At 67.6% G+C, this 18237-nt stretch carries 19 protein-coding genes; 8 read left to right on the forward strand and 11 right to left on the reverse strand.

From position 1 onward, the window contains the following. Positions 1 to 19: 19 nt before the first annotated feature. Entirely contained in the window at positions 20 to 868 is an 849-nt protein-coding gene (locus KNW02_RS05085) for a manganese/iron ABC transporter ATP-binding protein (RefSeq protein WP_216032184.1), read from the reverse strand. Continuing rightward, positions 861 to 1751 carry a metal ABC transporter substrate-binding protein gene (locus KNW02_RS05090; RefSeq protein ID WP_216032185.1) on the reverse strand — a complete coding sequence of 297 codons (891 nt, stop codon included), beginning with the start codon at positions 1749 to 1751 and terminating at the stop codon, positions 861 to 863. The genes KNW02_RS05085 and KNW02_RS05090 overlap by 8 nt, the downstream gene beginning before the upstream one ends. Before the next feature lie 85 nt (positions 1752 to 1836). On the opposite strand from KNW02_RS05090, the gene KNW02_RS05095 reads away from it, so the two are divergent. From KNW02_RS05095 to KNW02_RS05105, 3 genes are all read left to right on the forward strand, one after another. Next, the gene (locus tag KNW02_RS05095; RefSeq protein WP_216032186.1) at positions 1837 to 2262 is read left to right on the forward strand and encodes a Fur family transcriptional regulator; all 426 of its coding nucleotides are present in this window, start codon (positions 1837 to 1839) and stop codon (positions 2260 to 2262) included. Between the two features lie 62 nt (positions 2263 to 2324). Next, positions 2325 to 3497 (forward strand): E22 family MetX-like putative esterase, encoded by a 1173-nt coding sequence (locus tag KNW02_RS05100; protein WP_216032187.1) that lies wholly within the window; start codon positions 2325 to 2327, stop codon positions 3495 to 3497. Between the two features lie 86 nt (positions 3498 to 3583). Continuing rightward, a complete protein-coding gene (locus KNW02_RS05105; protein ID WP_216032188.1) occupies positions 3584 to 3952 on the forward strand; it encodes a YigZ family protein in 369 nt (122 codons plus the stop codon). 17 nt (positions 3953 to 3969) lie between these two features. Here the strand turns inward: KNW02_RS05105 and KNW02_RS05110 are convergent, their stop codons facing one another. Then, positions 3970 to 4812, reverse strand: coding sequence for an AAA family ATPase (locus KNW02_RS05110; protein WP_216032189.1), 843 nt, complete (start codon positions 4810 to 4812; stop codon positions 3970 to 3972). Positions 4813 to 4992: 180 nt separating this feature from the next. Between KNW02_RS05110 and dksA the strand changes: the two genes are divergently transcribed. The 3 genes from dksA (at position 4993) to KNW02_RS05125 (ending at position 6950) form a co-directional block, all read left to right on the forward strand. Beyond that, positions 4993 to 5415, forward strand: a complete 423-nt coding sequence (gene dksA, locus KNW02_RS05115; RefSeq protein ID WP_216032190.1) for an RNA polymerase-binding protein DksA — start codon at positions 4993 to 4995, stop codon at positions 5413 to 5415. A gap of 69 nt (positions 5416 to 5484) precedes the next feature. Next, positions 5485 to 5823 carry a type 1 glutamine amidotransferase family protein gene (locus KNW02_RS05120; protein WP_216032191.1) on the forward strand — a complete coding sequence of 113 codons (339 nt, stop codon included), beginning with the start codon at positions 5485 to 5487 and terminating at the stop codon, positions 5821 to 5823. Next, positions 5820 to 6950 carry an FAD-dependent oxidoreductase gene (locus KNW02_RS05125; protein ID WP_216032192.1) on the forward strand — a complete coding sequence of 377 codons (1131 nt, stop codon included), beginning with the start codon at positions 5820 to 5822 and terminating at the stop codon, positions 6948 to 6950. The genes KNW02_RS05120 and KNW02_RS05125 overlap by 4 nt, the downstream gene beginning before the upstream one ends. A gap of 102 nt (positions 6951 to 7052) precedes the next feature. Here the strand turns inward: KNW02_RS05125 and glmM are convergent, their stop codons facing one another. From glmM to KNW02_RS05160, 7 genes are all read right to left on the reverse strand, one after another. Then, positions 7053 to 8396 (reverse strand): phosphoglucosamine mutase, encoded by a 1344-nt coding sequence (glmM, locus tag KNW02_RS05130; RefSeq protein ID WP_216032193.1) that lies wholly within the window; start codon positions 8394 to 8396, stop codon positions 7053 to 7055. Further along, complete coding sequence (gene folP, locus KNW02_RS05135; RefSeq protein WP_216032194.1) at positions 8393 to 9385, reverse strand: dihydropteroate synthase; 993 nt, start codon at positions 9383 to 9385, stop codon at positions 8393 to 8395. Before folP ends, glmM begins: the two co-directional genes overlap by 4 nt. A gap of 13 nt (positions 9386 to 9398) precedes the next feature. After that, positions 9399 to 10190, reverse strand: a complete 792-nt coding sequence (locus KNW02_RS05140; RefSeq protein ID WP_216032195.1) for a dihydroneopterin aldolase — start codon at positions 10188 to 10190, stop codon at positions 9399 to 9401. Positions 10191 to 10245: 55 nt separating this feature from the next. Continuing rightward, positions 10246 to 10884 (reverse strand): cell wall hydrolase, encoded by a 639-nt coding sequence (locus KNW02_RS05145; protein WP_252733460.1) that lies wholly within the window; start codon positions 10882 to 10884, stop codon positions 10246 to 10248. A 320-nt stretch (positions 10885 to 11204) separates the two neighbouring features. After that, positions 11205 to 13745 carry a putative PEP-binding protein gene (locus tag KNW02_RS05150; RefSeq protein WP_216032196.1) on the reverse strand — a complete coding sequence of 847 codons (2541 nt, stop codon included), beginning with the start codon at positions 13743 to 13745 and terminating at the stop codon, positions 11205 to 11207. Positions 13746 to 13844: 99 nt separating this feature from the next. Beyond that, on the reverse strand, positions 13845 to 14441 hold the full coding sequence (locus KNW02_RS05155; RefSeq protein ID WP_216032197.1) for a peptidylprolyl isomerase: 597 nt from the start codon (positions 14439 to 14441) through the stop codon (positions 13845 to 13847). After that, positions 14434 to 14940 (reverse strand): peptidylprolyl isomerase, encoded by a 507-nt coding sequence (locus tag KNW02_RS05160; protein WP_216032198.1) that lies wholly within the window; start codon positions 14938 to 14940, stop codon positions 14434 to 14436. Before KNW02_RS05160 ends, KNW02_RS05155 begins: the two co-directional genes overlap by 8 nt. Positions 14941 to 15113: 173 nt before the next feature. On the opposite strand from KNW02_RS05160, the gene KNW02_RS05165 reads away from it, so the two are divergent. Further along, the gene (locus tag KNW02_RS05165) at positions 15114 to 16307 is read left to right on the forward strand and encodes a phosphoglycerate kinase (RefSeq protein ID WP_216032199.1); all 1194 of its coding nucleotides are present in this window, start codon (positions 15114 to 15116) and stop codon (positions 16305 to 16307) included. An 87-nt stretch (positions 16308 to 16394) separates the two neighbouring features. On the opposite strand, the gene KNW02_RS05170 is transcribed toward KNW02_RS05165, so the two are convergent. Beyond that, on the reverse strand, positions 16395 to 16931 hold the full coding sequence (locus tag KNW02_RS05170) for a hypothetical protein (RefSeq protein ID WP_216032200.1): 537 nt from the start codon (positions 16929 to 16931) through the stop codon (positions 16395 to 16397). 210 nt (positions 16932 to 17141) lie between these two features. On the opposite strand from KNW02_RS05170, the gene KNW02_RS05175 reads away from it, so the two are divergent. Beyond that, a complete protein-coding gene (locus tag KNW02_RS05175; RefSeq protein WP_216032201.1) occupies positions 17142 to 18068 on the forward strand; it encodes a class I fructose-bisphosphate aldolase in 927 nt (308 codons plus the stop codon). Positions 18069 to 18237 lie beyond the last annotated feature (169 nt).

Below are 18237 nucleotides of genomic sequence, written 5' to 3' on the forward strand. Positions count from 1 at the left end.
TTAGGTGAAGAAGAAGGGGTCATGCGCTGTCCCTCGTGCGGGGGCGGTCGTCATAGAAGACCAGCGGGCGTTCGTCATCGGTGAAGACATCGACCGCGCGCTGGTCGGAATCCTCGTGCAGGTCGCGGCCGGCGAGGACGAAATGGCGCAGCACGCCGCCGAAGGCGCGCTTGAGGTTTTCCGGAGTGAAGGTGGTCTCGGTCGGGCCGGCGGCCAGCACCGTGCCCTTCACGATCACCACCCGGTCGCAATATTCTGGCACCGCGCCGAGATCGTGGGTCGAGACCAGCATGACCCGGCCCTCGTCGCGCATCTCGCGCAGCAGCGCGATGATCGCCTCTTCGGTCTTCACGTCGACGCCGGTGAAGGGCTCGTCCAGCAGGATCACGCGGGCGTTCTGGGCCAGCGCCCGGGCGAGGAAGACGCGCTTTTTCTGGCCGCCCGACAGTTCGCCGATCTGGCGGTGGCGGAATTCGGCCATGTTGACGCGGGCCAATGCGTCGGTCACGGCCTGATGATCGGCCGGGCGCGGGCGGCGGAAGAAGCCCATATGGCCGTAACGGCCCATCATCACCACGTCCTCGACCAGGACCGGGAAGGTCCAGTCGACTTCTTCGGCCTGCGGGACATAGGCCACGAGATTGGCGGCCAGCGCGTCATCGACCTCGTGCCCGAGGATGCGGACATGGCCGCGGGCGCCCGGAATGAACCCCATCAGCGCCTTGAACAGGGTCGATTTTCCGGCGCCGTTCACCCCCACCAGCGCGGTCACCGAGCCTTCGGGAACGGTGAAGCTTGTCCCGCGCAGGGCGGTGTGGCCGTTGCGATAAGTGACGGTGAGGTCGTTGACCTCGATGCCCTCAGTCATCCTTTAGCTCCTCGACAATGGTCGCGCTGGTGACCCGCAGCAGGTCCAGATAGGTCGGCACCGGGCCGCCGGCGTCGGAAAGGCTGTCCACATACAGGGTGCCGCCGTAGCGGGCGCCGGTCTCGGCGGCGATGCGGCGGGCCGGGCGGTCCGAGACGGTGCTTTCGGAAAACACCGCCGGGGCGCCGGTCACGCGGATGGTGTCGATGACATGGCGGACCTGCTGCGGCGTGCCCTGCGCATCGGCGTTGATCGGCCACAGGAACAGCTCGTTCAGGCCGAAATCGCGGGCCAGATAGGAGAAGGCGCCCTCGGACGTGACCAGCCAGCGGCGGGGTTCGGGAAGGGTTCGCGCAGCCTCGCGCAGCGGCGCGATGGTGGCGCTGATCCTGGCCTTGTAGTCTTCGGCATTGGCCCGGTAGGCGGCGGCGTTGGCGGGGTCGGCCGCGGCCAGCGCGGCAGCGATGTTGTCGACATAGATCAGCGCCGAATCCAGCGCCATCCAGCCATGCGGGTTGGGCTTGCCGTCGTAATCGCCGCCGCTGATGGCAATGGGCGCGATACCCTCGCTGACCACGGCGGTCGGCACATCGCCCAGCTTGTCGAGGAATTGCTGGAACCACAGCTCCAGGTTCAGCCCGTTGGCCAGAATCAGATCGGCGCCGGTGGCCCGGACAAGGTCCCGCGGTGTCGGCTGGTAGTTGTGGATATCGGCGCCCGGGCGGGTGATCGATTCGACCACGGCCAGGTCGCCGGCCACGTTGCGGGCCATGTCGGCGATGATGGTGAAGGTGGTGGCGACCTTCAGCCGTGAGTCCTCGGCCCGCGCGGCGTCGGCGGGAAGCGAAAACCAGATCAGCAGGGCGGCGAGGAGGCGGGTCATCCCGCGGCTTATCTGCGAATCGTTCGCAACTGTCAATGGTTGCGAACCAGTTGCAACTGGCCCCGATCTGGGGCATTGCTGGGACATGGGCGAGACGCGGGTGAGACAGCTTGAAACGGCGCTGCGTGAAGCGGGGGTCAGGCTTACGCGGCAGCGGGCGGCGCTCTTGCGGGTGATCGCGGCCAGCGCGGATCATCCCGACGCGGCCGAGCTGCATGCGCGGGCCGAGGCGGCCGGGGCAGGGGTGTCGCTGGCCACGGTCTATCGCACCCTGACCACCCTGCAGGCGCAGGGCGTCATCGAGAAGCTGGAGTTGCAGGATCAGCCGGCCCGCTGGGAGGTGACGGACCCGCACCATCATGACCACATGATCGATGTCGAGACCGGCGAGGTGATGGAATTCACCAGTGACCGGATCGAGCGGCTGCAGGCCGAGATCGCCGCCGAGATGGGCTATGAGATCGTCCATCACCGGCTGGAGCTTTATGTACGTCGCACGCGCCGGGGGTGAGGCTGGACTTCCGCGCGGGTCGCATGTTCCATGCATCCCGGTATCACGACGGAGAGGACGACATGCGCCAGACGATCCTGATTGCGGCCCTGCTGGCCGGACCGGCGGCGGCCTATGAGCCGCTGGTCGAGAAGCAGGAATTCACCCTGACCGGTTTTCAGACCCGCGGCGGCGAGGTGATCCCCGAGATGCGGCTGGGCTATGAGACCTATGGCACGCTGAACGGGGCCCGGGACAATGCCATCCTGATCCCGCATTTCTTCAGCGGCAGCAGCCATGCGGCGGGGAAATACAGCCCCGACGATGCAGCACCAGGATATTGGGATGCGATCATCGGCTCGGGCAGGCCGATCGACACCGACAGGTATTTCGTCGTCTCGGTCGATTCGCCCGTCAATCTGGGGGCGAAGGATCCGAATGTCATCACCACCGGGCCGGCCACGATCAACCCGGCGATGGGCAAGCCCTGGGGGATGGATTTTCCGATCCTGACCATCGGCGATTTCGTCGATACCCAGAAGGGCCTGATGGATCAGCTGGGGATCGAGAAATGGCATGCGGTGATGGGTGCCTCGATGGGCGGCCTGCAGAGCTATGAATGGGCGGCGCGCTATCCCGACCGGCTGGACCGGGTGATCCCGGTGATCGCCTCGGGCTGGGCCGACGCCGATCTGATCGCCTGGCTGGACATCTGGGCGGCGCCGATCCGGCTGGACCCGAACTGGAATGGCGGCGACTATTACGGCGGTGCGGCGCCCGATGCCGGGCTGGCGCAGGCGCTGAAGATCCTGACCCTGCATGCCAACTCGCCGGAATGGTCGAACGGCACCTTTGGCCGCGCCTGGGCCGAGGCCGGGGCCGATCCGGGGCAGGGATGGGAGAATGACTACAACATCGTCAATGTGCTGAATGGCGCGGGCGCGTCGCGGGCGTCGGTGTCGGATGCCAATCATTTTCTCTATCTGGTGCGTGCCAACCAGATGTTCGTGGCCGGGCAGCCGGAGGGGAGCCTCTATCAGGGCCTGCTGGACATCGACGTGCCGGTGATGCTGATCCATACCGATGAGGATCTGGTCTTTCCGGGCGATGCCGTGCGGGAGACCGGGGCGATCATCAGATCCGACGGAACCCCGGTCGAGATCGTCGAGTTGCAGGGCACGCGCGGGCATCTGGACGGGGTGGTGAACATTGCCCAGGCCGGAGAGCGGATCCGCGCATTCCTCGACGCCGAGTGAGGATGCAGGCCGGGGCGGGGGCGCTGCCCCCGTCGCGCGTGCCGCGCGCCTCCCCCGAGGTACTTGCAAAGAGTGCGAGGGGCCGGATGCAGGTCTTTGACAGGATCATCACGGATCGCGGGTCACGCTATGCCGTCTCGGGCGGGGCGGCGGCGAGCCGCGAGGAGGTGGCCGCGCTGCTTGCCGGTCTGAAGCGGAGCAAGCGCTTTGCCAGGGCCACGCATCACAGCTGGGCGGCGATCCTGTCGGGCGAGCCGGTGAAGGATGACGATGGCGAGACCGGCGCCGGGACGCTGATCCTGCAGATGCTGGAGCGGGCCGGGGTGCAAGATCACGTCGTGATCGTCACCCGCTGGTATGGCGGCAGGCATCTGGGCGGCGACCGCTTTCGGCATGTGGCCGACGCCGTGCGGCACTACCTGCACGAGACGGGCGCAGGACAGGGCGCGGGCTGAGGGCGCGCCGCCCCCGCCTAGCGGCCCTGCCGGCGGGCCATGAAGGCCAGCTTTTCGAACAGGGCCACGTCCTGTTCGTTCTTCAGCAGTGCGCCGTGCAGCTTCGGAAGCATCTCGCCGGGGTCGCGCCGAAGATCCTCGGGCGACAGATCCTCGGCCAGGATCAGCTTGAGCCAGTCCAGCAATTCGCTGGTCGAGGGCTTTTTCTTCAGTCCCGGTGCCTCGCGCAGCTCGAAGAACTGGGTCAGCGCTTCGTCCAGCAGCCGCGTCTTCAGACCGGGATGGTGGACCGCGACGATGGCGCGCAGCGTTTCCGGGTCGGGAAAGCGGATATAGTGGAAGAAGCAGCGGCGCAGGAAGGCGTCGGGCAGTTCCTTTTCGTTGTTCGAGGTGATGACGACGACCGGGCGCTGCCTTGCGCGGACGGTCTGGCCGGTCTCGTAAACGTGAAACTCCATCCGGTCGAGTTCCTGCAGCAGGTCGTTCGGAAACTCGATATCCGCCTTGTCGATCTCGTCGATCAGCAGCACGATCTTCTGATCCGCCTCGAACGCCTGCCACAGCTTGCCCTTGCGGATATAGTTGGCGACGTCATGGACGCGCTCGTCTCCCAGCTGGCTGTCGCGCAGCCGGCTGACGGCATCGTATATATACAGGCCCTGCTGCGCCTTGGTGGTTGATTTCACATGCCATTCGATGATCGGCAGGCCAAGGCTCGCGGCGACCTGCCGGGCCAGTTCGGTCTTGCCGGTGCCGGGCTCGCCCTTGACCAGCAGCGGGCGTTCCAGCGTCACGGCGGCATTCACCGCGATGGCCAGTTCCGGCGGCGCGACATAGTGCGCGGTGCCCTGGAATTGCATAAAACTCTCCTTTTCCGTGAAAAGCTTGCCCGAACCTGTGCCATTCGGTGAACCAGCAAAGTTCGCCACCGGCCGGATGCACAAATAGCGCGTATTGGGCTAGTGACAACCACCAGATCATCCTTTAAGTGGGCCGCAAGGTGCCGGATTTCAGGACCGACCGGCGCCGCCGGAGGACAAATGAAAGCCCAGACCTTCCTTCCGCAAGACTATCGTCCCGCCGAGGACGAGCCGTTCATGAACGAACGCCAGCTTGAATATTTCAGGCGCAAGCTGGAAGCATGGAAGCAGGAACTGCTGGAGCAGTCGGCCGAAACACTGGAGGGTCTGCAGGACAGCGCCCGTTCGGTTCCCGATCTTGCCGACCGGGCCAGCGAGGAAACCGACCGCGCCCTGGAACTGCGCACCCGCGACCGTCAGCGCAAGCTGGTCAGCAAGATCGACTCCGCGCTGCGCCGGATCGAGACCGGCGAATACGGCTATTGCGAAATGAGCGGCGAGCCGATCAGCCTCAAGCGGCTGGATGCGCGCCCGATCGCGACGATGACGCTGGAAGCGCAGGAAAAGCACGAGCGGCGCGAGCGTGTGCATCGCGACAACTGAGCGCGGCAACAGCCAGGTGCTGGCGCCGTTGCTCGCGTCCGCTGTGGGCGGCAACCTGCGGAGGCACGGATGATGCAACCCGCATCAAAGTCCGTCCTGATCGTTCTGCCGGATAATCATGCCGATCGGGAAACCCCGCTGATCTCCGGGTTCGGCGGGGATTTTTATGGCTTGCGGGTCAGCCATGCCCCCCCGGGCGGCGGCGCCCGGTCGACGGGCGGGCCGCATGTCACGGATCTGGCCGGTGACGCCGACGCGTCGGATTATCGTGACCAGCCGCGCGCCGTTGCGGACAAGGGCATCATCACCGCCGCCGGAACCTCCCGCGTCAGCTTTGCCGCCGGGGGGCAGCGCCCGCCGGGTGTTCTGGCCGACGCGCCGCTGGCCTCGGCCGCACATCCGATATGACTGGCGCGCTGCGCGACCGCGGGGTCGAGATCGTCGGCGCCGGCATCGCCGGGCTGACCGCCGCCCTCGCGCTGGCCCGCCGTGGCGCGCGCGTGCGCGTCCTCGAGCGCGCGCCAGAGATCCGCGAGGTCGGCGCCGGGCTGCAGATCTCGCCCAATGCCATGCGGGTTCTGGCAGAACTCGGGCTTTCCGGCGGGATGGCCCGCGCCTCCTTGCGCAGCCATGCGGTGCAGCTTCGCGATGCATCCGGCGCGCCTGTCGCCCGGCTCGATCTGGTCCGCCACCGGCCGGCCGACGAGTTCCGCCTGATCCACCGGGCCAGCCTGATCGCCCTGCTGACGCAGGCGGCGCAGGAGGCCGGGGTGCGGATCGCGCTGGATCACGAGGTCGACCGGCTTCCAGATGCGCCGCTGGTGATCGGCGCCGACGGCTTGCGCAGCATGGTGCGCGCGGTGCTGAACGGGCGCGAGGTGCCATTCTTCACCCATCAGACGGCCTGGCGCTGCCTGATCCCGGATCGCGGCGATGCCCGACCCGAGGCCGAAGTGTTCATGGGCCCCGGCCGGCATCTCGTCAGCTATCCGCTGGCCGGTGGGCGGCGCAATCTCGTCGCCGTGCTCGAACGTCACGAATGGCAGGCGGAAGGCTGGGCGCATCGCGATGATCCCGGTAATCTGCGCCGGGCCTTCGCCGGCTTCGGCGGCCGGGTCCCAGACTGGCTGGCTGCGGTCAATGAGACCCATGTCTGGGGCCTCTTCCGGCACGAGGTCGCCCGCATCTGGCAGGATGGCCGTGCGGTCCTGATCGGCGACGCCGCCCATCCGACGCTGCCCTTCATGGCGCAGGGGGCGGTGATGGCGATCGAGGATGCCTGGCTTCTGGCTGCCTGCCTCGACGCCGAACCCGATCAGCCGCGGGCGCTCGCCCGCTTCGAGGCCCTGCGCCGGCCGCGGGTCACCCGGATCGTCGCTGCGGCCAATGCCAATGCCCGCAACTATCACCTGACCGGCCTGAAACGCCGCGCGGGCCACAGCCTGCTCCGCGCCGCCAGCCGCCTCGCACCCGGACGCCTCCTCGGCCGCTTCGACTGGCTCTACGACTACGATCCGGTCGCGGAACGACCGTAATCCCCTCGCGCTCTTTCCAAATACCTCGGGGGTCCGGGGGCAGCGCCCCCGGCCATCGCGGGACGCAAAAAAGCCGCCGCCCTACGGGTGCGGCGGGCCGCCTTACGCGGCCCGTTCGACGGCCGCCACGATCCCGTCCACGACCTCGTGCAGGACGGTCTCGTCCGTGGCCTCGGCCATCACCCGGATCAGCGGCTCGGTGCCCGATTTGCGGATCAGCACCCGGCCCGATCCGGCCAGCCGTGCCTCGGCATCGGCGATCACGCTGCGCACCGCCTCGACCGAAAGCGGGTCGGCACCCACCGCATAGCGCACGTTCTTCAGCAGCTGCGGCACCGGCTCGAACTGGCGGGCGAGGCTGCTCGCGGTCATGCCGGTCTCGGTCATGGCGGCCAGGAATTGCAGCGCCGCGATCAGGCCGTCGCCGGTGGTCGCGTAATCGGTCATCACGATATGGCCCGACTGCTCGCCGCCCAGGTTGAAGCCGGATTCGCGCATCCGCTCGACGACATAGCGGTCACCGACGCGGGTCCGTTCCAGCCGCAATCCCTGGCCCTGCAGGAAATGCTCCAACCCCAGATTGGACATCACCGTGGCCACCAGCGCGCCGCCCTTCAGCCGGTCCTGCCGCGCCCAACGCGAGGCCAGCAGCGCCATGATCTGGTCGCCATCGGCCATCCGGCCCTTCTCGTCGATGAGGATTACCCGGTCGGCATCGCCGTCAAGGCTGATCCCCAGATCGGCGCCGCGCTCCACCACGGCCGCGGCGCAGGCTTCGGGATGGGTGCTGCCGACACCGTCATTGATGTTGAACCCGTTCGGCTCCACCCCAAGCGGTACCACATCGGCGCCCAGTTCCCACAGCACCTCGGGCGCGGCGCGATAGGCGGCGCCATGGGCGCAGTCGACCACGACCTTCATCCCGTCAAGGCGCAGCCCGGCCGGAAAGGTCGTCTTGGCATATTCGACATAGCGCCCGCGGCCATCGTCGATCCGCTTCGCTCGGCCGATATTCTGCGGCTGGGCCGGGTCGATCTCGCCGGCGACGATGGCTTCGATCTCGGCCTCGGCCTGATCGGACAGCTTGAACCCGTCGGGGCCGAAGAACTTGATGCCGTTATCCTCGGCCGGGTTGTGGCTGGCCGAGATCATGATCCCCAGATCGGCCCGCATCGAACGGGTCAGATAGCCCACCGCGGGCGTCGGCACCGGCCCCAGCAGCAGCACGTTCATGCCGGTCGAGGTCAGTCCCGCCGTCAGCGCGTTTTCCAGCATATAGCCCGACAGCCGGGTGTCCTTGCCGATCACCACCTGATGCCGGTTGCGGCCGTCGCGGCGGAAGTACCGCCCGGCCGCCGCGCCCAGCCGCAACGCCATTTCGGCGGTCATCGGATGGGTATTGGCCCGTCCGCGCACGCCATCGGTTCCGAAAAGCTTCCTGTTCATGTTCCTGCCTCGTCGTTCTTGTTGACGGCCTGCCACAGCCGCATGCCCTGCCGGATCTGCGCCACGTCATGGACGCGATGGACCTGCACCCCCTGCGCCAGTGCCGCCAGCGTCAGAGCCAGCGTGCCGGGTACGCGCTCGGCCGCGACCTCGGCGCCCCCGATGCTGCCGATGAAGCGCTTGCGCGACACGCCCAGCAGGATCGGGCAGCCCAGCCCATGATACAGCGAAATCCGCCGCAGGATGGCAAGATTATGGGCCTCGGTCTTGCCGAAGCCGATACCCGGATCGATCACGATTTGTGACCGTTCGATGCCCGCAGCCTCGGCCCGCGTGATCCGCGCCGCAAGCGCGTCATAGACATCCAGCAACACGTCCTCGTAGCGGGGATCGTCCTGCATGGTCTCGGGCAGGCCCTGCGCATGCATGAGGCAGACCGGCACGCCGGCAGCGGCCACCAGCGCGGGCAGGGTCGGGTCGAAATCGAAGCCCGAGACATCGTTGATCATGCCCGCCCCGTCCTGCAGCGCCCCCGCGGCCACATCGGCCTTGCGGGTATCGACCGAGATCGGCGTCCGGCCCGCCATCGCCCGGATCACCGGCCGGATGCGGGCAATCTCGTCTCCGGGCGTGATTTCGGCGGCGCCCGGCCGGGTGGATTCGCCGCCGATATCCAGAATGTCCGCGCCCGCCAGCGCCAGCGCCCCGGCCTGTGCCACGGGATCATAATGGCCGCCGTCCGAAAAGCTGTCCGGCGTCGCATTGACGATCCCCATCAGCCGGGGAACATCCAGCGCCAGACCCAGCAGCGGCCCGCGTGGCGCCGTCAGGGCCGCCAGAACCTCGTCGGGGGCGTCGCTGACGCGGCATGGCGGCTGGCCACGTTCCAGCCGCTCAAACTCGGAAAACCCGGCCCAGCCGCCGGCCAGCCGCCAGCGCCCACCCTGGGGCAGGGGAAGCGGGCGAAAGTAGGGACGGGAGCGAGGCATCGGACTGCGTGGTTCAGGCGCGGGCGAGGGGGATCGGGAAGCCGGCGGGCGCGACGGGCAGAGGGGCCTCGTCGGGCAGGGCAAAGCGCAGCTGTTGCGCCGACAGCCGTTCCGCCAGCCAGAAGGCAAGGGTATCGGGCCTCTGTCCGGCCTCGGCTGCGCCGGCGGCCAGGCGGGCCGGGGCCCAGACCACGGGGCTGCGCCCCCTGATCGCCGCCTCAAGCTCGGTGCGGGTTTCGGCGATCTCAAGCCCCAGAGTCCCGGCCAGCGCCCAGGCAGCCTGATCCAGTGCCAGCAGCGCGATCCGGCGTGCGGCCGCCGCGCCGATGCCGGCCGGTTCGGGCTGCGGCGGCGTGCCGGGAACGATCACGACCGGCCCCTGCGGCCCCGCGCCCGGCGCCGACCAGACCAGGAGGTCGACCGGCAGGCTCTGCGGCCGGGCTGCGATGCGGGCGGCGTCGCGGCTGATGGTGACCCCAAGCGCACCGGGGCCGCGGTCCAGCTTTTCGACGGTCACCTCGATCCGGGCGGCGGCGGAATGGGCCAGCACCTCGGCGGCAATCCGTTCGGCCAGCGTTTCCACGAGGTCATAGCGCTGCTCGGCCAGGGCGGTGTCGATCGCCTGGGTCAGCACGTCATAGGACAGGATACTGTCGACCTCGTCGCCGGCACCGCTGACCGGATCGCGCAGATCGACGCTCAGGCCGAAACGCAGGCGCTGGTTGCGGCCGCGCTCGGACTGGAAGGCGCCTATCTCGGCCGAGATGACGTGATCGCGCAGGTGAATGCGGTCTGGCTGTTGCATGACAGTCATTCACAGCAAATCCGAGGGGCGGGCAAGCCCCCTCGGCGCGGTGGCCTCAGTTCGAGGCCAGGCGCTGTCCGCGGCGATAGAAGATGTGACGGCCGATCTGCACCGTGCGCTGAAAGCGCCGCGACCATGCCGGACGGACGGCAGGGGTGTGGAAATAGGTCGCCCCGCCCGTCAGCGTGCGCGGCGCGCCGGCCAGTGCCGCCTGGGCGATGGCGAGGGCGCGCCGATAGGCCGATTTTTCGCGAATCGGTTTGCGGCCGCCGATCGTATAGCTGAACTGGCTGGGCTGGTTGACCACGCCGCAGACGGATGAGGGAAAGGCGCGGCTGTCCACGCGGTTCAGGATCACCTCGGCCACGGCGGCCTGGCCCTTCGCCCCTTCGCCCCGGGCCTCGTGATACAGGGCCTCGGCGAGGCAGTTCACATCGGCATCGGAATAACGGGGCGTGGCACGCGCAAGATAGATCTGTTCGGCCTCGTTTTCGATCTTCACAGGCTCGGTGCCCGTGTATAGAAGCGGCTTCGCGCGCGGCAGGTCCATCGGATCGGTCGCGGCGGCGAACAGTGCGGAGTTGGTCGAAAACAGCGAGCCTATGCCCCCGGCCTTCGATGAGTCGGAAACGGCAATCGTGGTCGCGGCGGCGCACACACACACAGGCGCCAGCCGCTTGAGCAGCGTTATCATGGTTAGTCCTATAAACGGGTCTCGTTGACAGGTCGTGAACGGCGCCACAGCGGCGAGCAGGTGGCCGGCACCGAATGAGCAAAGCATGAATAAGATTTTCCGGAACGGCCTCGCCACGCTGCTGAGCCGGGAACGGCCGCTACAGGCGCGTTAACCTTGATTCCGGCAGGTTCCCGCCGAACCGTTTCCCGCTAACTGGCGAGAATCGGCGAAACTGGATCGAAATAGGACCGTTTCGGACCGAAAATCAGCAACTTGCAGTTGCAGAATGCATGCTGCACCGCGCGAATCACCGGATCAGAGCCTTGCCCGGCGTCGGGTCAGAAGCTGGTGCCGACGCGGCCGCGGATGGCGGATTGCGCGGCTGCCAGCCGCGCCACCGGCACCCGGAAGGGCGAGCAGGAGACATAGTTGAACCCGGCGTCGTGACAGAAGGCGATGGATTCGGGATTGCCGCCATGCTCGCCGCAGACCGAGATGGTGATGTCGGGATGCTGCTTGCGGGCCCGCTGCGCGCCGGTCAGCAGCAACTCGCCCACGCCGTCCTGATCGAGGATGTGGAACGGATCCTCGGCATAGACGCCCTGGCCGACATAGGTGCTCATGAAGCGTCCGGCATCGTCGCGCGACAGGCCATAGGTCATCTGCGTCAGGTCGTTCGTGCCGAAGGACAGGAAGGCGGAATGGGCGGCGATATCGCCCGCCCGCAGCGCGGCGCGCGGCGTCTCGACCATCACGCCCAGGCGATAGGTGAAATCGGCGTGCCGCTCGTTGCGGACGGCGGCGGCCACGGCGTCGACCCGGTTCTTGACCAGTTCGACCTCGCGCATGGCGCTGACCAGCGGGATCATGATCTCGGGCACGACCGGATCGCCGTTATGGCTGGCCTCGACGGTGGCCTCGAAGATGGCACGGGCCTGCATGTCATAGATCTCGGGGACGGTGATCCCCAGCCGCACGCCGCGCATGCCCAGCATCGGGTTGAATTCCGACAGGGCCTCGACCCGCCGGGTCACGTCCGACAGCGGCAGGTCCAGCGATTCGGCCAGTTCGCGCAGCCCTTCGCGGTCATGGGGCAGGAATTCGTGCAGCGGCGGGTCGAACAGGCGGATGGTGACCGGCAGGCCGGCCATGATCTCGAACAGGGCCGTGAAGTCGCGGCGCTGCATCGGCAGGATGCGCTGCAGCGCCAGGCGGCGATCCTCGGGCTTGTCGGCAAAGATCATCTCGCGCATGGCCGGCAGCCGCTCCATGTCGAAGAACATGTGCTCGGTCCGGCACAGGCCGATGCCCTGGGCGTTGAACTTGCGCGCGGTCAGCGCGTCCTCGGAGGTGTCGGCATTGGCGCGCACGCCGATGCCGCCGGCGGCATCGGCCCAGGCCAGAAGCTGGTTGAAACTCTCGTCCAGCGCCGGCTCCAGCAGCTTGGCCGCGCCGGCCAGCACCTCGCCCGAGGTGCCGTCGATGGTGATCTCCTCGCCCTCGCGGAAAACCCGGTCGCCGGCGCGCAGGGTGCGGTGGCGGCTGTCGATGCTGAGGCCCGAGGCGCCGACGATGCAGGGCAGGCCCAGCCCGCGCGCGATCACGGCGGCATGGCTGGTGGTACCGCCCCGCTCGGTCAGAACGGCGACCGAGGCATGCATGCCGCGGATATCCTCGGGCACGGTCTCGCGGCGGACGAGGATGCAGGCCTCGTCGCGGGCGGCGGAGGCCTGCGCCGCGGCGGCGGTGAAGACGATGCGTCCGGTGGCGGCGCCGGGGCTGGCATTGATGCCGCGGGCCACGACATCGCGCGGCGCGCGCGCATCGACCTGATGGTGCAGAAGATCGGCCAGGGCGCGCGGTTCGACCCGCATCACCGCCTCGGCCTCGGGGATGATGCCGTCCAGCGCCATCGCCACCGCGATGCGGACGCTGGCGCGCGAACTGCGCTGGACCCGGGTGGCGTCGATGATCGAGATGCGCCCCTCGGTCACCACGAATTCGATCTGCATTTCCTCGCGCAGCCGTTCGCGCGCGGCGATGCCGAAGCGGACCAGATCGGCGAAGATGCCGGGCGCGACCTCCTCCAGCGAGGGGCCGCGCTCGTCGCGGGTCAGATACAAGGTCTTGGCGTCCTTGCCGACGGTCTCGCCGTGATGCTGGCCGCGGAACCGTCCGGTCACCCGCGGCATGCCGGTCACCGAATCGACGAACTGGATCGTGCCCGAGCCGCTGAGCCCCGGCCCCAGGGCCAGCGCCATGTCCTGCACCACCAGCCCCAGCGGCGCATCTGCGGGCGCGCCCTTGGCCTGCCGCAGCAACCGCGCCGTCGGCCCGTCCCAGGCCCGCGACATCGAGCGCAGCACCTCGGCCAGCTGGCGATAGGGATCCTGCGGGAAATCCTCGTCCATCTCGTCGCGATAGCAACGCAGCGCATCGTGCAGCGCATTCTCGCCGGACTGGCTGAACATGTCCGGATCCAGCCGGGCGATGTGAATCGCATAGCTCTGCACGAAATCCAGATAGATCGCGTCGGCATTCTCGGGGCCGATATGCGCCGCCAGCCGGGAATGGGTGACGTCGTTGATGCCGACATTCAGGACCGTGCCCGGACCGCCCCATTCCGGCCTGAATGCCGAGGGGCGCACGCCGACAAGACCGTCACGAGAGCTGAACAGGTCCTGCATCGAGGCCATCGGCACCGGATGCCCGGCGGCGATGGCCTGCACCGCCTCGGCGGGGATCGCATAGCTGCGCGGCACCGGCAGTTCCATCCGCACGAGCCGTTGCAGGCATTTCGCCCGCCAGCCGTGGCGCGAGGTCTCGATCGCGGCCGATGGCGTGATTCTGGTGATATTGCTGGCGCTTTGCATATCCATGATGGCGCAGGATAGGCGTGTGCGACGCGTTGCCGCAAGTGCGAAAAAGGGGCCGCGAAAGCCCCTTTTCTCCCGTTTCATTTTGCCGGTTCGGGCGTCCTATTCGACGATCGTCACCTTGGCCATGTAATCGGGTGCATCGACCGCGCCATTGGCGGCCGCATCGCCCTTCTTGATGCTGTTCAGCACCTCCCAGCCCTCGATCAACTGGCCGACGACGGTATATTGCCCGTCGAGATAGGTCGCCGGGGCGAGATCGATGAAGAACTGGCTGTTGGCGCTGTTCGGGTTCTGCGCCCGGGCCATGCCGACGGTGCCGGGCTGGAACGACACGTCGCTGAACTCGGCCGGCAGGTCGGGCTTGTCCGAACCGCCCATGCCGGCCATCGAGGTGTCGCCGCCCTGCTTGCCATACTGAACATCGCCGGTCTGGGCCATGAAGTCGGCGATCACGCGATGGAAGACCACCCCGTCATAGGCACCGGCCTTCGTCAGCTCGACCAGGCGCTCGACATGGCCGGGGGCCTTGTCGGCCAGCAGATCCAGCGTGATCGTGCCCTTGGAATTGCCCGCGGCATCGGCGATCTCGATCACCATGTTGGGACCGGGACCATCCGTGTTCTGGGGTGCGGGAACCTGCGCCAGCGCGGTGCCGGCGGTCAGCGCAAGGGCCGGGATGATCGCCAGGCTACGCATCGGCCGCCACCTTGACCGAGATCATCCGGTCCGGGCTTGCGGGCGGCTCGCCGCGCTGGATCCGGTCGACATGCTCCATCCCCTCGATGACCCGGCCATAGACCGTGTACTGGCCGTTCAGGAAATGGTTGTCCTTGAAGTTGATGAAGAACTGGCTGTTGGCGCTGTTCGGGTTCTGCGACCGTGCCGCCCCCAGCGTGCCGCGGTCATGCGGCAGCTTCGAGAACTCGGCCGGCAGATCCGGCAGGGCGGACCCTCCGGTGCCGGCGCGGCCCGGATTGTAGTCCTTTTCCATATTGGCATGCTCGACATCGCCGGTCTGGGCCATGAAGCCGTCGATGACGCGGTGGAAGGCGACATTGTCGTATTTCCCGGCACGGGCCAGTTCCTTCATCCGCTCGGCATGTTTCGGCGCGACATCCGGCAGCAGTTCGATGAGGACGGCACCGTCCTTCAGCTCGATGATGATGGTGTTCTCGGGGTCCTTGATCTCGGCCATGCGGCCCTCCTTTACCACGTTCGCCGCCCGGTCTAGGGCTTCGCGCGGCCGAGGGCAACGCGCAACACCGTGACGGGCGGATCAGGCGCGCGTCAGACCTTGGCAAGAGTTGACGAGGCCCGCGCCATAAGGGACAAGCCATGTCAACGCCTTACTGCCCGAAAGGATGCGCCATGGCCAAGTTCCACACGATCGATGACATGAAGCTGAACGGGAAGGTCGTTCTGACCCGCGTCGACCTGAACGTGCCGGTCGAGGATGGCCGCGTGACCGACGCCACCCGGATCGAGAAGATCGTGCCGACGGTGAAGGACATCCAGGCCAAGGGCGGCATCCCGGTGCTGCTGGCGCATTTCGACCGGCCCAAGGGCAGGCGCGTGGACAGCATGAGCCTGCGGCAGATTCTGCCGGCGCTGGAAGCCGCACTGGGGCAGTCGGTGGCTTTCGCGGATGACTGCATCGGGGGGCCGGCCAAGCACCTCGTCGCGGAACTGAAGCCGGGCGATGTGGCGTTGCTGGAAAACACCCGCTTCCACGAGGGCGAGGAAAGAAACGACCCGACCTTCGCCGCCTCGATGGCGGCGCTCGGCGGCGCCTATATCAACGACGCCTTCTCGGCCGCGCATCGCGCCCATGCCTCGACCGAGGGGCTGGCACGGCTGCTGCCGGCCGGGGCCGGGCGGCTGATGGAGGCCGAGTTGAAGGCACTGGACGCGGCACTTGGCGATCCGCAGCGGCCGGTGATGGCGGTGGTCGGCGGGGCCAAGGTCTCGACCAAGCTGGATCTGCTGGCGAACCTGCTTGAGAAGGTCGATCATTTGGTGATCGGCGGCGGCATGGCCAATACCTTCCTCGTGGCGAAGGGGATCGAGGTCGGCACGTCGCTGGCCGAGCGCGAGATGGCCGATACCGCCCGCGCGATCCTCGCAAAGGCCGCGCGTGACGGCTGCGTGATTCACCTGCCGCTGGATATCGTGGTGGCGCGGGAATTCAAGGCCGGGGCCGACAGCGAGGTGCTGCCGGTGGATCGCTGCCCGGTCGATGCGATGATCCTCGATGCCGGGCCCGAGACGGTCGAGGCGCTGCGCGCGGCGATGGGGCAATGCCGGACGCTGGTCTGGAACGGCCCGCTCGGGGCGTTCGAGATCGAACCCTTCGACCGTGCGACCAACGCCGCCGCCCGGGCCGCGGCGGATCTGACCCGCGCCGGCAGGTTGGTTTCGGTCGCCGGTGGCGGCGACACGGTCGCGGCACTGAACAAGGCGGGCGTGGTCGGGGATTTCAGCTTCATCTCGACCGCCGGCGGTGCCTTCCTCGAATGGATGGAGGGCAAGGAACTGCCGGGCGTGGCGGCGCTGCGGGTCTGAGCGGCACCGCCGCACCGGCACAGAAGGAAGAAGGGGCGGCAGTTGCCGCCCCTTCGTGTTGACATGGCATCTGCCCGCGGGCGGTCGCTACCAACCGCCAAAGAGCCAGCCAAGCAGACCGCCAGACCCCGAACCACCGTTGCCGGTGCCTCCGGTCTGCGGGCCGCCGCCGCCTTCGGGCGCAGTGCCATTGCCGGACTCGGATCCGCCTGCGCCAGCCTCCGTCTGCCCGGTCTGGCTGCCGCCGGGGGCACCATTGTCGCCGGCCTCGATCGCGGGCTCACCCGCGCCGGCCTCGGTCGGTTCGGCCCCGTTGCCGGCCGGGGGGCTGATCGCGGCTTCGCCACCCGAGCCTTCGGCCGGGGCGGTTTCCGGCGATGACCCGGGCCGACCCGTCGCCTCCTCGTAGTCGGTGACGCGCGCAAGCCAGTTGCGATAGTCCTGCATCGCCGCATCGGCCGGTTTCGACTGGATCGTCGCAGGCCAGTTGCTTGATGCCGGCTCGCCGGCGGCGGTGATCGGGCGCAGGAAGACGCTGCGCTGATCCGCCCCGATCTCGGTGCCCACGGCTGGGGAGTTGAGACCGAACAGTGGCAGCTGATACTGCGCGAGGGATGTATTCATGAACATGAGACCTCCTTTCGGCTGACCCTCACATTCAGCTATGCCGATAAGAAGGGCCGCAGGCGACTCGCGAATGGTTAAGGTTTTATTAATTCATCTTCGGAACAGACGGGTTGCCGCAGTCGCGGGACCATTCTGTTAGCGTCATCAGCGTTGCCACCGGGGTGGCGCATGCTATGCAGCCGGCAATCACCAGAGGAGATTATTTCCATGCAGATGACCGATACGGTGCGGCGGATCCTGGCCAATTACGAGGGCGAGACCCCGGGGGTGAAGGCGCAGCTGGCGCGAATGCTGATGACCGGCAAGCTGGCCGGCACCGGCAAGATGATCATCCTGCCCGTCGATCAGGGTTTCGAGCATGGCCCGGCGCGGTCCTTCGCCCCCAATCCGGCCGGCTACGACCCGCATTACCACTATCAGCTGGCGATCGACGCCGGGCTGAACGCCTATGCCGCGCCCTTGGGGATGATCGAGGCGGGCGCCGACACCTTCGCGGGCCAGATCCCGACGATCCTCAAGGTGAACTCGGCCAATTCGCTGATGTCGGAGACAGCGGGCAAGAATCAGGCGGTGACGGCCAGCGTGGATGACGCGCTGCGGCTGGGTTGTGCCGCCATCGGCTTTACCGTCTATCCGGGCTCGGACATGGCACTCGACATGTTCGAAGAGATCGTCGAGATGCGCAAGGAAGCCGCCGCCAAGGGCGTGGCCACCGTGATCTGGTCCTATCCGCGCGGCGAGGCGATTTCCAAGGATGGCGAGACAGCCATCGACATCGCCGCCTATGCCGCCCAGATCGCGGCGCTGATCGGCGCACATATCATCAAGATCAAGCTGTCCACCGACCATCTGATGCTGCCCGAGGCCAAGAAGGTCTACGAGGACAAGAAGATCGACATCGCCACGCAGGCGAAACGTGTCGAGCACTGCATGCAGGCGGCCTTCAACGGGCGCCGCATCGTGGTCTTCTCGGGCGGCGCGGCCAAGGGTGCCGACGCGGTCTATGACGACGCCCGCGCGATCCGCGACGGCGGCGGCAATGGCTCGATCATCGGTCGCAACAGCTTCCAGCGCTCGCGCGAGGATGCGCTGGAAATGCTGCAGAAGCTGGTCGATATCTACAAGGGCGCCTGATCCAATCCGGCAGCGGCGCTGCCTGTGGCGGCGCGGGATCAAAGGGGGCGTTCGCGCCCCCTTTTTCGCCTGCGGAGAAGGCGACGCCCCCTTGCGAAGGCCCTGCGGCATCGCGGAAGGTCGCATTCGGTGCCCGGGGCGACGCTTTGTGATCCGCCTCGCGGCGCGG

Origin of the sequence: Paracoccus marinaquae (genome assembly GCF_018860165.1) — a bacterium.
Taxonomy (GTDB): domain Bacteria; phylum Pseudomonadota; class Alphaproteobacteria; order Rhodobacterales; family Rhodobacteraceae; genus Paracoccus; species Paracoccus marinaquae.

Excerpts from the sequence above, each read along its gene's own strand:
- KNW02_RS05150 (WP_216032196.1), bottom strand. The coding sequence starts at position 13,745 with ATGGATATGCAAAGCGCCAGCAATATCACCAGAATCACGCCATCGGCC.
- dksA (WP_216032190.1), top strand. The coding sequence starts at position 4,993 with ATGAAAGCCCAGACCTTCCTTCCGCAAGACTATCGTCCCGCCGAGGAC.
- KNW02_RS05170 (WP_216032200.1), bottom strand. The coding sequence starts at position 16,931 with ATGAATACATCCCTCGCGCAGTATCAGCTGCCACTGTTCGGTCTCAAC.
- glmM (WP_216032193.1), bottom strand. The coding sequence starts at position 8,396 with ATGAACAGGAAGCTTTTCGGAACCGATGGCGTGCGCGGACGGGCCAAT.
- folP (WP_216032194.1), bottom strand. The coding sequence starts at position 9,385 with ATGCCTCGCTCCCGTCCCTACTTTCGCCCGCTTCCCCTGCCCCAGGGT.
- KNW02_RS05160 (WP_216032198.1), bottom strand. The coding sequence starts at position 14,940 with ATGGCCGAGATCAAGGACCCCGAGAACACCATCATCATCGAGCTGAAG.
- KNW02_RS05110 (WP_216032189.1), bottom strand. The coding sequence starts at position 4,812 with ATGCAATTCCAGGGCACCGCGCACTATGTCGCGCCGCCGGAACTGGCC.
- KNW02_RS05165 (WP_216032199.1), top strand. The coding sequence starts at position 15,114 with ATGGCCAAGTTCCACACGATCGATGACATGAAGCTGAACGGGAAGGTC.
- KNW02_RS05100 (WP_216032187.1), top strand. The coding sequence starts at position 2,325 with ATGCGCCAGACGATCCTGATTGCGGCCCTGCTGGCCGGACCGGCGGCG.
- KNW02_RS05105 (WP_216032188.1), top strand. The coding sequence starts at position 3,584 with ATGCAGGTCTTTGACAGGATCATCACGGATCGCGGGTCACGCTATGCC.
- KNW02_RS05155 (WP_216032197.1), bottom strand. The coding sequence starts at position 14,441 with ATGCGTAGCCTGGCGATCATCCCGGCCCTTGCGCTGACCGCCGGCACC.
- KNW02_RS05125 (WP_216032192.1), top strand. The coding sequence starts at position 5,820 with ATGACTGGCGCGCTGCGCGACCGCGGGGTCGAGATCGTCGGCGCCGGC.
- KNW02_RS05140 (WP_216032195.1), bottom strand. The coding sequence starts at position 10,190 with ATGCAACAGCCAGACCGCATTCACCTGCGCGATCACGTCATCTCGGCC.
- KNW02_RS05175 (WP_216032201.1), top strand. The coding sequence starts at position 17,142 with ATGCAGATGACCGATACGGTGCGGCGGATCCTGGCCAATTACGAGGGC.
- KNW02_RS05120 (WP_216032191.1), top strand. The coding sequence starts at position 5,485 with ATGATGCAACCCGCATCAAAGTCCGTCCTGATCGTTCTGCCGGATAAT.
- KNW02_RS05090 (WP_216032185.1), bottom strand. The coding sequence starts at position 1,751 with ATGACCCGCCTCCTCGCCGCCCTGCTGATCTGGTTTTCGCTTCCCGCC.
- KNW02_RS05095 (WP_216032186.1), top strand. The coding sequence starts at position 1,837 with ATGGGCGAGACGCGGGTGAGACAGCTTGAAACGGCGCTGCGTGAAGCG.
- KNW02_RS05145 (WP_252733460.1), bottom strand. The coding sequence starts at position 10,884 with ATGATAACGCTGCTCAAGCGGCTGGCGCCTGTGTGTGTGTGCGCCGCC.
- KNW02_RS05085 (WP_216032184.1), bottom strand. The coding sequence starts at position 868 with ATGACTGAGGGCATCGAGGTCAACGACCTCACCGTCACTTATCGCAAC.